This window comes from Candidatus Sulfotelmatobacter sp., from assembly GCA_035504415.1.
GTDB lineage: Bacteria > Vulcanimicrobiota > Vulcanimicrobiia > Vulcanimicrobiales > Vulcanimicrobiaceae > Vulcanimicrobium.
On the sequence record DATJRY010000021.1, the window covers coordinates 441053 to 452579 of the forward strand.

General features: G+C 70.2%; 12 protein-coding genes. 10 read left to right on the forward strand and 2 right to left on the reverse strand.

What is annotated here, in order from left to right:
• Nucleotides 1–337: 337 nt before the first annotated feature.
• Complete coding sequence (locus VMD91_19910) at nucleotides 338–763, reverse strand: RpiB/LacA/LacB family sugar-phosphate isomerase (protein ID HTW86347.1); 426 nt, start codon at nucleotides 761–763, stop codon at nucleotides 338–340.
• A gap of 75 nt (nucleotides 764–838) precedes the next feature.
• Between VMD91_19910 and VMD91_19915 the strand changes: the two genes are divergently transcribed.
• Genes VMD91_19915 through VMD91_19925 form a run of 3 tightly spaced genes read left to right on the forward strand, consistent with a single transcriptional unit; the run spans nucleotide 839 to nucleotide 3343 of the window.
• Nucleotides 839–1567 carry a hypothetical protein gene (locus VMD91_19915; protein HTW86348.1) on the forward strand — a complete coding sequence of 243 codons (729 nt, stop codon included), beginning with the start codon at nucleotides 839–841 and terminating at the stop codon, nucleotides 1565–1567.
• The gene (locus VMD91_19920) at nucleotides 1561–2490 is read left to right on the forward strand and encodes an MBL fold metallo-hydrolase (GenBank protein ID HTW86349.1); all 930 of its coding nucleotides are present in this window, start codon (nucleotides 1561–1563) and stop codon (nucleotides 2488–2490) included. The genes VMD91_19915 and VMD91_19920 overlap by 7 nt, the downstream gene beginning before the upstream one ends.
• Nucleotides 2491–2506: 16 nt before the next feature.
• Nucleotides 2507–3343: a hypothetical protein gene (locus tag VMD91_19925; protein ID HTW86350.1), complete on the forward strand. Its 837-nt coding sequence runs from the start codon at nucleotides 2507–2509 to the stop codon at nucleotides 3341–3343.
• Here the strand turns inward: VMD91_19925 and VMD91_19930 are convergent.
• A complete protein-coding gene (locus VMD91_19930) occupies nucleotides 3340–4350 on the reverse strand; it encodes a zinc-binding dehydrogenase (GenBank protein ID HTW86351.1) in 1011 nt (336 codons plus the stop codon). The two genes, VMD91_19925 and VMD91_19930, sit on opposite strands and share 4 nt — an antisense overlap.
• Nucleotides 4351–4437: 87 nt before the next feature.
• On the opposite strand from VMD91_19930, the gene VMD91_19935 reads away from it, so the two are divergent.
• The 7 genes from VMD91_19935 to VMD91_19965 form a co-directional block, all read left to right on the forward strand.
• On the forward strand, nucleotides 4438–5745 hold the full coding sequence (locus VMD91_19935; protein HTW86352.1) for an NAD(P)-dependent oxidoreductase: 1308 nt from the start codon (nucleotides 4438–4440) through the stop codon (nucleotides 5743–5745).
• Nucleotides 5745–6995: an NAD-dependent dihydropyrimidine dehydrogenase subunit PreA gene (gene preA, locus VMD91_19940; protein ID HTW86353.1), complete on the forward strand. Its 1251-nt coding sequence runs from the start codon at nucleotides 5745–5747 to the stop codon at nucleotides 6993–6995. The genes VMD91_19935 and preA overlap by 1 nt, the downstream gene beginning before the upstream one ends.
• Nucleotides 6905–8371, forward strand: a complete 1467-nt coding sequence (gene hydA / locus VMD91_19945; protein HTW86354.1) for a dihydropyrimidinase — start codon at nucleotides 6905–6907, stop codon at nucleotides 8369–8371. Before preA ends, hydA begins: the two co-directional genes overlap by 91 nt.
• A gap of 19 nt (nucleotides 8372–8390) precedes the next feature.
• On the forward strand, nucleotides 8391–9275 hold the full coding sequence (locus VMD91_19950) for a nitrilase-related carbon-nitrogen hydrolase (protein HTW86355.1): 885 nt from the start codon (nucleotides 8391–8393) through the stop codon (nucleotides 9273–9275).
• Nucleotides 9276–9352: 77 nt separating this feature from the next.
• Entirely contained in the window at nucleotides 9353–10069 is a 717-nt protein-coding gene (locus tag VMD91_19955) for an ABC transporter ATP-binding protein (protein ID HTW86356.1), read from the forward strand.
• A 4-nt stretch (nucleotides 10070–10073) separates the two neighbouring features.
• A complete protein-coding gene (locus tag VMD91_19960) occupies nucleotides 10074–10925 on the forward strand; it encodes an ABC transporter permease (GenBank protein ID HTW86357.1) in 852 nt (283 codons plus the stop codon).
• 1 nt (nucleotide 10926) lies between these two features.
• On the forward strand, nucleotides 10927–11527 hold a 601-nt coding region (locus tag VMD91_19965; protein ID HTW86358.1), incomplete at its 3' end, for an ABC transporter permease.

Genomic DNA, 11527 nt, shown 5'->3' on the forward strand with positions numbered 1-11527 from the left:
AGCGCCTCGCAGCTGGACATTTCGGGGGTTGACCGCAGCGATGGCGAGGTGTACGATGCTCGAACCTCGAGGCACTGTTCGCATCACGGACACGGGAGGGCGGCTTGACGTCGCAAGATCCACCCGGGAACGAGGCACCGTCCGGCTGATTGCGCGCCGGCGCGGTGCCGAGACAACGCGACACCGAAACTCTTTGCGCAGACATTCGTCCGAAAGGCAGGAGGGCGGCATCATCTCGATGACCGGAGATCCACCGAAGAAGACGCGGTCGCAGCGAGCATAGTTTCCCTGCGACACTCGAAACAGGAAAGGGTCACGCCGAGCGGCGTGGCCCTTTCTATTCGAGCGCGGCGATCTCACGGCGATCGGACGGCGCTTCGCTGGCGGGGGTGCGCAAGAACGCATCGAGGATCTCGATGCCGACCGCGGGGCTGGTCGCGCGCAAGCTCAACGCCAGCACGTTGGCGTCGTTCCAGCGGCGCGCTCCCTCGGCCGTGACCGCGTCGCCGCACAGCGCGGCGCGCGCCCCGGGCACTTTGTTGGCGGCGATCGAGATGCCGGTCCCCGTCCAGCAGCAGACGATCCCCACCTCGGCGTCGCCGGCCGCGACGGTCGCGGCCACCGCGCGGCCGATGTGCGCCCACCGCGTCGAGCCGTCGAGCAAGGCACCAAAGCGAACGACGTCCGCACCACGCCGTTCCAGGTCGGCGAGGAGAGCGTCCGTCAACGGGCCCGCGTCGTCGGCTCCGATCGCGCAGCGCATCGCCGCTACTCCGGGATCGCCGCGCCGACGGCCTGCCGCGAGTGTCACGGGACGGCGAGGGCGAACGGGACACGGGTGGCCAGCACGAACGACGAGATTCGCGACGCGGCGACGGTGATCGTGGCCCGCGAGGGGCTCGACGGACCGTCGGTGTTCATGGTCCGGCGGCACGGCAAAGCGACGTTCTTGCCCGACCGCTACGTCTTTCCGGGCGGCGCCGTCGATCCGGGCGACCGCGCCTTGGCGGCGAGCGGCCTCGACGGCTCCGCCGGCCAGGTCGATCCCGCCTACGTCGTGACCGCCGCGCGCGAGACGTTCGAGGAAGTCGGGCTGTTGTTCGCCGACCGGCCCGTCGCGGCGGAACCGCTGGTCGCCGCGCGCCGCGCGCTGCTGGCCGGCGAGCTCGACTTCGCCGCGGTCCTGACCCGGCTGGGCGTGAAGCTCGACGCCGCGCTGCTGCGCTACTTCTCGCGCTGGATCACGCCGAAGGACGAGTTGGCTCCGCGCCGGTTCGACGCGCGCTTCTTCGTCGCGCGAATGCCGGAGGGGCAAACCGCCGAAGCGGACGCGGCCGAAGTCTACGACGGCGCCTGGTACCGCCCGCAGGACGCGCTCGACGCACACGCGCGCGGCGAGATCGACTTGATCTTTCCGACCATCAAGCACCTCGAGCGCATCGCGCCGTATCGATCGGTCGACGAGCTGCTGGCCTTCGCCGAGGTGAAGACGGTCACCGCGATCATGCCGGCCGTCGGCGCCGACCGCGAGTTCACGATCCCGCGCGAGCTGGAGAACGCATGGTGAAGCTGAGCCCGCGCGTGACGCGCCTGCGCTGCAATAATCCCTCGCCGATGACGCTCGACGGCACCAACGGCTACGCCGTGCAGGTCGGACCGCGCACGCTGATCGCGATCGATCCCGGGCCGGTCGACGACGCGCAGCGTGACGCGTTTCTCGCGCTCGCGCGCGAGCGCGACGCCGCCTACGCCGCCATCCTGGTCACCCACGGCCACCCCGACCACTTCCCCGGTGCCGCGCCGCTGGCGGCCGCGACCGGCGCACCGGTTTGGGCGCATGCCGCCGCGCGCTTCCCGCACGACCGCGCGATCGCCGACGGCGAGACGCTGACCGTCGCGGACGCGCGCTTGCAGGCCGTCGACGCGCCCGGACACGCGCGCGACCACCTCGTCTTCTACCTCGAGGACGAGCGCGCGCTGTTCACCGGCGACGTCGTGATCGGCACCGGGACGGTCGTGGTCGCGCCGCCCGGCGGCGACATGCGCGCCTACCAGCAGACGCTGCGCATGCTGCGCGACCGCTACGGCGACGCCGCCGCGCTGTACGGCGGCCACGGACCCGAGGTGCGCGACGTGCGCGCCAAGCTCGAGGAGTACATCGCGCACCGGGCGCTGCGCGAAGAGCAGATCCGCGGCGCGTTGCGCGAGGGGCCCGCGACGATCCCGGCGCTGGTCGCGCGCATCTACGCCGACGTCGATCGCCGGTTGTGGCCGGCCGCCGGCCGCCAAGTGTTGGCGTACCTGATCGCGCTCGAGCGCGAAGGCGCGGTCGTCGCGCAGCCGGTGACGCGGCCGCCGACGCCCGAGGAGCATGCGCTGCTCGATCCCGATCTCTCCAAGCTGGACACGAACCTGGGCGCCGACGTGATCCGCGCCGAGTTGGGCTACGGCACCCCGCAGAAACTCGAGACCTACGCTTTGGCGAGCTGACCGGCGAGCTTCCCAGGTGTCGTACAGCCATCGCCTTTGGAATGGAGGCGTGATGCGTACTTCCCGCCTTGCGGTCGCGCTGACGCTCGGGCTTCTCGCGAGCTCGGCCGCCGCTTCCGCCCAAACCCTGCCCCCGCCGACGACCCGGGCGGCGGTTCGTGTCCCCGACGCGCGCCTGCCGCTGACGATGGCATACCGCGCGATCGGCCTCGCCGAGGCCTTCGGCGCATCGGGACACTACCTCGACGCCGCCCGCGAGCACTATCGCGGCGCGCTGGCTCGCTACGGCCACGGTGACCAGCCCGGCGCCGGCGCCGAGGCCCGCCTGGCCGGCGACCTCGCGCGCGTCGCGCTGGCCGAACGCCCCCTCCCCACCCCGCACGACCTGCCCGCCCCGCCGGCGCCCGCGGCCGACATGAGCGCGCCCAAAACCATGACCGGCGTGGCCGCGATGGGTCCGGGCGGCGGCTGCGGGCCCTGCGCGATGCGGCGCGGCATGCGTGGTCGCGGTCGCGGCGCCGTCGGCATCGCCGAAGTCGGCCGTCTGCTGAAGATCGAGAACACGCCGGAAGCCCATGCGCTGGCCGACGCGGCGTTTGCCGCCGACCAAGCCGCGGTCAAGGCCGCGTACGGCGGGGATCTGCCCACGGCCCGCCGCCAGAAGCGGATCGCCGACGCGCTCGGCTCCGCCGTCCGCGACCTCGCCATGCTCGATCACCCCGAGCTGCGCCAGCGGCCGCACTTCCCCGGCATGCGCCGCCCGATGGGCCCGGGCGCGGGACCGGGCGGAGCGCATGCCGCCTTCGCGCCGGACCTCGACGACGAAGACGGCGGCGACGATTCGGCGGGCTAGCTGATCGCCAGCACCACCTTGCCGAACTGATCGCCCGAATCGACCTTCCGCGCTGCGGCGACCACGTCGTCCAGCGCGAAGGTCGAGTCGACGACGGGCTTGAGCGAACCGTCGAAGCACGCCAGCATCGCCGCGAAGTCGGCCGGCGAGCCCATCGACGAGCCCATGATGTCGAGCTGCTTCCAGAAGATCGAGAACGGGCGCACTTTCGCATCGCCGGTCGTCCCGCCGTACACGACGGCCCGCGCGCCGTAGCGCGCGACGTTGAGCGCCTTCGCGAACGTGTCGCCGCCGACGGAGTCGACGATCAGCGAGGGACCGCCGTCGATGGCGGCCACGTCCTTGTCCCAGCGCTCCGAGGTCTTGTAGTTGATGCAGACGTCGGCGCCCAGCCGCGCGGCGCGGTCGAGCTTCGCGTCGCTCGACGAGGTCACGATCGTCTTCGCGCCGATCCGCTTGGCGAACAGCAGCACGAAGCTCTGCACGCCGCTCCCGATGCCCGGGATCAGCACGACGTCGTCCTTGGTGCAGCCGCCGCGCGAGACGAGCGCGCGATAGGCGGTCACGCCGCCCAGCGGTACCGCGGCGGCTTCGTCGTCCGTCAACGACGGTGGCGCGGGATGCACGTTGGCCGCGGGCACGGCGATGTACTCGGCCATCGTGCCGGGCTCGGGCATCCCGAGCACGTGCCCGTCGCGGCGCCAGACGCGCTCGCTGGGGCCCCAATTGAGGGTCGGATCGATGACGACGCGCGTGCCGGGCGGCGGACCGCTCGCGTCGCTGCCGTACGAGACGACGGTGCCCACGCCGTCGGAGCCGACGATGCACGGCAGTTGGATATTTGGATAGAGGCCTTGGCTGATGAAGACGTCGCGCCGGTTGAAGGCCGCGCGGCGGATCTCCACCAGCGCCTGGCCCGGGCCGGGCTTCGGATCGGCGACCTGGTCGACGCGGAACTGCTCGGGACCCGCCTCGCGGGAGATCTCGTGGATTCGGACGGCTCGCATGGTGTGGCCGTACGGGGTCGCAACGGGGAGCGCCTACCTAGGACCGTGAATGAACGTCGACCGCGAAACGTCGCGGACGGAGGTCACGTGGCTTTCCCCTCGGTGCGGCTCGGGCCGCCAATCGCCAAACACCTTTCCGCCCTCGAAGTATCGATCGAGGCGAACCGGTGTTTGCGCTGCCATGACGCGCCCTGCATCCGCGCCTGCCCCACCGGGATCGACATTCCGCGCTTCATCGGCCGGATCGCGACCGGCGATCTGCTGGGCAGCGCGCGCACGATCATGGAAGCGAACCCGGTCGGCGCCAGCTGCGCGCGCGTTTGCCCGACCAGTCAGCTCTGCGAGGGAGCCTGCGTCTACAACGCCGACGAGACGCCGATTCGCATCGGCGACTTGCAGCGCTACGCGACCGACTGGGCCATCGGCGAAAACGTCGCGCTGTTCCAACCCGGCGCCGCGACCGGCAAGCGGGTCGCGATCGTCGGCGCCGGACCGGCCGGCTTGTCGGCGGCACGCGACCTGGCTCGCTTCGGCCACGCGGTGACCATCTTCGAACGCGACGAGGCGCCGGGCGGGCTGGACACCTACGGCATCGTGCCGTTCCGGCTGCCGGCCGAGATCCCGCTGTGGGAGGCCGAGCAGGTGCGCGCGCTGGGGGTCGAGATTCGCACCGGCGTCGCGGTCGGCGAAGGGATCGCCGCCGACGCGCTGCTGCGCGACTTCGATGCGGTCGTGCTGGCCTGCGGGATGGGGCTCGTGCCGAGCTTGGGGATCGAAGGCGAGGACAGCGAGGGCGTGTGGGACGCGCTCGAGTTCATCCGTTTGGCGAAGCTCGGCGAGACCGTCTCGCCGTTCGGCGACCGGATCGCGATCATCGGCGGCGGCAACACCGCGATCGACGCGGCGACGTGCTCGACGCGCCTGGGCGCTTCGTCGGTGACGATGTACTACCGGCGCGGCCCCGCCCGCATGACGGCGTACGACTTCGAGATCGAGTTCGCCAAGCTCGAAGGCGTCGAGTTCCGCACCCGCACGCTGCCCACGCGCATCGTGACCGAGAACGGCCGCGTGAGCGGGCTGGAGCTGATCGACACCGCGCCCGACGACTCGGCGCGGCCGCTGCCCGGCACCGAGCGCGTCGTGCCGGTCGACACGGTCGTGCTGGCGATCGGGCAGACGCGGCTGACCGCGCTGCTCGACGCGCTGGGCGTCGTGCACGAGCACGGCGTGGCCGCCGTCGACGCCGGCTTGCGTACCAGCAACCCGAAGGTGTGGGCGGCGGGCGACGTGATGTTCCGCCCGGGCGGAACCGACGCGATGGTCGTCGAGGCCGCCCAGCGCGGCAAAGACGCCGCGCGCACCGTGGACCTGACCTTGCGCGAGGGCCTTTCCTGATGGCAGACCTCTCCTCGAATCTGGCCGGCATTCGCAGCCCCAACCCGTTCTGGCTCGCGTCGGCGCCGCCGACGAACTCCGGCTATCAAGTGCTGCGCGCGTTCGCGGCCGGCTGGGGCGGCGCCGTCTGGAAGACGCTCGCGCTCGAGCCGATCGTCAACGTCACCTCGCGCTTCGGCGGCTACGACATCGGCACGTACAAGATGGCGGCGATGAACAACATCGAGCTCATCACGGACCGTCCGCTCGACGTCAACCTGCGCGAGATCGCCGAGTGCAAGGCGGCCTACCCCGATCGCGCGATCGTCGTCTCGCTGATGACCGACTGCACGCGCGAGAGCTGGCACGAGCTGATCCGGCGCTGCGAAGAGGTGCCGGTCGACGGGTTCGAGCTCAACTTCGGCTGCCCGCACGGGATGTCGGAGCGCGGCCAGGGCGCGGCGGTGGGGCAAGATCCCGAGCTGATCGAGATGGTGACCCGCTGGGCCAAAGAGGCCGCGCACGTCCCGGTCATCGTCAAGCTGACGCCGAACATCACCGACGTGCGCTACGCCGCGCGCGCCGCGGTGCGCGGCGGCGCCGACGCGGTCAGCATGATCAACACGATCAACAGCATCATCGGGGTCGACCTCGACAACTGGCTGCCGATCCCGCACGTCGACGGGCTGTCCTCGCACGGCGGCTACTGCGGGCCGGCGGTCAAACCGATCGCGCTCAACATGGTCGCTTCGTGCGCGGACGATCCGCAGGTCCGCATCCCGATCTCGGGGATCGGCGGCGTCTCGACCTGGCGCGACGCGGTCGAGTTCTTGCTGCTGGGCGCGAGCAACGTCCAGGTCTGCACCGCCGCCATGCACCACGGCTTCGGCATCGTCGCCGACATGATCGACGGGCTGTCCAACTACCTGGACGCCAAGGGGCTGGGCTCCGTGCAGGAGCTGATCGGCAAGACCGCGCCGCGGATCGTCGCCTGGAACGACCTCAACCTCGACTACCAGGTCGTGGCGCGGATCGATCCCGAGACCTGCATCCGCTGCAACAAGTGCTACATCGCCTGCGAGGACGCGGCGCACCAATGCATCGATCGCCCCGAGGACCCGCGCCTGGCGCCGGTCGTCGACGAAGAGCACTGCGTCGGCTGCAACCTGTGCAGCATGGTTTGCCCCGTCGTCGACTGCATCGAGATGGTGCGCGTCGACGCGGGTACCACCACCCACACCTGGAGAGAACGGCTATCGGTACCATCGTAAGAGGCGGAACGGTCGTCACCGCGACCGACAAGTTTCCCGCCGACGTCCTCATCGAGAACGGGGTCATCACGGCCATCGCGCGCCAGCTCACGGCGAGCGGCCACGAGACGGTCGACGCCACGGGATGTTACGTCTTCCCGGGCTTCATCGATCCCCACACCCACCTGGACATGCCGTTCGGCGGGACCACCACCGCCGACGATTTCGCGACGGGAACCGTCGGCGCGGCGATGGGCGGGACGACGACGATCGTCGACTTCGCGCTGCACACCAAAGGCGACTCGCTGGCCAACGCCGTCAAGACCTGGCACGGCAAGGCCGACGGCAAGGCGGCCATCGACTACGCCTTCCACCTCACGATCGCCGACGGCCGCCCCGAGACGATCGACGAGATCCCCAAGATGATCGAGCGCGAGGGCGTCAACTCGTTCAAGGTCTTCATGGCCTACAAGCACGTCCTCCAGGTCGACGACGAGACGATCTACAAGGTGCTGCGCGCGGCCGCCAAGTTCGGCGGGCTGGTGCAGGTGCACGCCGAGAACGGCGACGTCATCGAGGTCACCGTCAAGGAAGCGCTGGCGAAAGGCGAGACCGCGCCCAAGTACCACGCGCTGACCCGTCCCGTCGAGCTCGAAGGCGAGGCCACCTCGCGCGCGATCCGCTTGGCCGAGGTGGCCGGCGCGCCGCTGTACGTCGTGCACGTGTCGAGCGCGATGGCCGCCGACGCGATCAGCGACGGCCGCAAGCGCGGCTTGCCGATCTACGGCGAAACCTGCCCGCAGTATCTCGTCTGCGACGTGAGCGACTACGACCGGCCCGACTTCGCCGGTGCCAACTACGTCATGTCGCCGCCGCTGCGCGAGAAGCACGATCAGCAAGTGCTGATCAAGAAGCTCAAGAACGGCGAGCTGCACGCGTTCGGCTCCGACCACTGCTCGTTCAACAACTGTGGCCAGAAGGAGTTGGGGAAGAACGACTTCTCCAAGATTCCCAACGGCGCGCCGACGATCGAAGACCGCGTCTCGATCCTGTTCGAGCACGGCGTCAACAAGGGCGTCATCGGGCTCAACCAGTTCGTCGCGCTCGCCTCGACGAATCCGGCCAAGCTGTTCGGCCTGTTCCCGCGCAAGGGGACGGTGGCGGTCGGCAGCGACGCGGACCTGGTGATCTGGGATCCCAACGCCGAGCGGACGATCTCGGCCAAGACGCATCACATGCGCGTCGACAACAACATCTTCGAGGGGATGCACGTCACGGGCGGCCCGCGCCAGGTGTTCTTGCGCGGCCGCAAGATCGTCGACGACGGCAAGTTCCTGGGCGAAGCCGGCTACGGCGCGCACCAGAAGTCGGCGCCCTTCCGCCCCGTCCAGCTGTGAGACGAGAGAGAAGCACACCGTGAGCGACATCGTTCGAATCGGGTTGATCCAGGCGCACCACGACACCGACGGCGATCAGCCGGTCGAGGTCCACAAACGGGCTTCGATCGACAAGCACGTCCGCATGATCCGCGAGGCCGCCGGGCGCGGCGCGCAGATCGTCTGCCTGCAAGAGCTGTTCTACGGGCCGTACTTCTGCACCGAGCAGAACCCCAAGTGGTACGACGCGACCGAGCACGTCCCCGACGGGCCGACGACGCGGCTGATGCAGGACCTCGCGCGCGAGCTGAACATCGCGCTGGTCGTGCCGCTCTACGAGCGCACGATCAGCGGCGTCTACTACAACACCGCGGTCGTCATCGACGCCGACGGGACGGTGCTCGGCATCTACCGCAAGCATCACATCCCGCAGGTCGCCGCGGGCCCCTCGCCGTGCGGCTTCTGGGAGAAGTACTACTTCCGCCCCGGCAACAGCGGCTACCCGACCTTCCAGACGAAGTACGCGCGGATCGGCGTCTACATCTGCTACGACCGTCACTTCCCCGAAGGCGCGCGCCTGCTCGGGCTCAACGGCGCCGAGATCGTTTTCAACCCGTCGGCGACGGTGGCCGGGCTCTCCGAGTATCTCTGGAAGCTCGAGCAACCCGCGCACGCGGTCGCCAACGGCTACTACGTCGGCGCCATCAACCGCGTCGGCTGGGAGACGCCCTGGAACATGGGCGAGTTCTACGGCCAGTCGTACCTGGTCGATCCGCGCGGCCAGTTCGTCGCGGTCGGGAGCCGCGACAAGGACGAGGTCGTCATCGGCGACATGGATCGCCGCATGATCGACGAGGTCCGCAACACCTGGCAGTTCTATCGCGACCGCCGTCCGGAGACGTACGACGGGTTGGTGGAAGCCTGACCGACCCGCACACGCCGAGTCCGCCCGCCGTCGTCGCGAGCGGACTCTCGCTCACCTTCGGTTCCGGCACGGACGCCGTGGCCGCGCTCGCCGACGTCGACCTGACGATCGCGCGCGGCGAGTTCGTCTCGCTCATCGGTCCGTCGGGCTGCGGGAAGACGACGCTGCTGCGGGCGATCGCCGATTTGGAGCGCCCGACCAGCGGGACGCTGCTGGTGAACGGCCTGACGCCGGAGGTCGCGCGGCGGGAGCGCACCTACGGGTACGTCTTTCAAGCGCCGGCGCTCTATCCGTGGCGCAACGTCGAGCACAACGTCATGCTGCCGCTCGAGATCATGGGCGTTCCGCGCGCGGAGCGGCGCGAACGCGCGCGGCGCAACCTGCAGCTGGTGGGCTTGAGCGACGCCGCGCGGCGCTTCCCCTGGCAGCTCTCGGGCGGCATGCAGCAGCGCGTGTCGATCGCGCGCGCCCTGAGCTTCGCCCCCTCGCTGCTGCTGATGGACGAACCGTTCGGCGCGCTCGACGAGATCACGCGGGACGGCCTGAACCTGTACCTGCACGAGCTGTGGCGCAGCACCGGGATGACGACCGTCTTCGTGACGCACTCCATCCCCGAGGCCGTCTATCTCTCGACGCGCATCGTCGTCATGTCGCCGCGCCCCGGCCGCATCGTCGAGGTGATCGACAGCGATCTGGGCGACGTGCGCCCGCTGGACATCCGCGACACGGCCGCGTTCACCGCGATCGGCAGCCGGGTGCGTCATGCGCTCCACGCCGGCTCGCCGCACGGGTAGCGCGGTGCGCCGAACGCTGCCGGTACTGGTCGTCGTGCTGGCGCTGCTGGCCGTGTGGTACGCGGCCGCGCTCATCGTCGGGCTGCCGACCGCGCGGGCGCTCGCGCCCCCGCACACCGCGCCGCTCGGCCTGGTCGGCGCAGCGCTGACACTGGACCGTCCGCTGGTTCCGGCCCCGCAGCAAGTCGCGGCGACGCTCGTGGCGGGCATCGCGCAGCCGATCACCTCGCCGCGCAGCCTGATCTACCACGCCGGCGTGACGGCATCGACCGCGGTGGTCGGCTTCCTGCTGGCGTTCGCGGTGGGCATCGCGCTTGCCATCGGCATCGTCAACCTGCGCGTGCTGGATCGCTCGATCATGCCGTGGATCATCGCCAGCCAAACCGTCCCGGCGCTCGCGGTCGCACCGATGGTCGTCGTCGTGCTCGGGAACATGGGCCTGACCGGACTGATTCCCAAGGCGCTGATCGCCGCGTGGCTGAGCTTCTTCCCGATCGTGACCTCGATGGTGGCCGGCCTGCGTTCGCCGGACCGCATCCAGCTCGACTTGCTTCGCACCTACTCCGCCGGCGGCTGGGACGTGTTCCGGCGGCTGCGCTGGCCGGCATCGATGGGGTTCTTGTTTCCCGGCATGAAGGTGGCGGCGACGCTGGCGGTCGTCGGCGCCATCGTGGCCGAGCTGCCGACCGGGGCACAGGCGGGCCTGGGCGCGCGTTTGCTCGGCGCGTCGTACTACGGCCAGACGCTGCAGCTGTGGGCGACGCTGGTGATGGCGTCGCTGCTCGCGGTCGTGGCCGTCGCGATGACCGATGCCGCGCGCGCAATCCTGGTCCGTGCGCGCGGCGGGCGGCTCTAGCGTGGGCGCCGAGAGCCGGTTCGCGCGCGTCGCGACGCCGCTGGCGTTCGGCCTCGCCGTCCTGGCGATCTGGCAGGCCGCCTGCGTGGTTTTCCACGTGCCGCGCATCTTGCTCCCGGCACCGACCGCGATCGGTGCCGCGTTCGTGCAGAATCTGCCGATGCTCGGCGCCGACTTCGTGCAGACGGTCGTGCGTTCGATGCTGCCCGGCTTCGCGATCGGCTCCGCCGCCGGCTTCGCCGTCGCCCTGATCGTCGACGCCTCGCCGTTCCTGCGCCGCGGGGTCTTGCCCGTCGCGTCGCTGGCCGGCGCGCTCCCGATCGTCGGCATCGCGCCGATCATGGTGATGTGGTTCGGCTTCGACTGGCAGTCCAAGGCCGCGGTTGCGGCGGTCATGACGTTCTTCCCGATGCTGGTCAACACGGTCGCCGGGCTCGAGGCGGCCGGCCCGATGGAACGGGATCTCCTGCGGTCCTATAGCGCGAGCCCGCTGCAAACGTTGGAGAAGCTCCGCTTTCCGGCGGCCTTGCCGTACATCTTCACCGCGCTCAAATTGAACACGACCCTGGCGCTGATCGGCGCGATCGTGGCCGAGTTCTTCG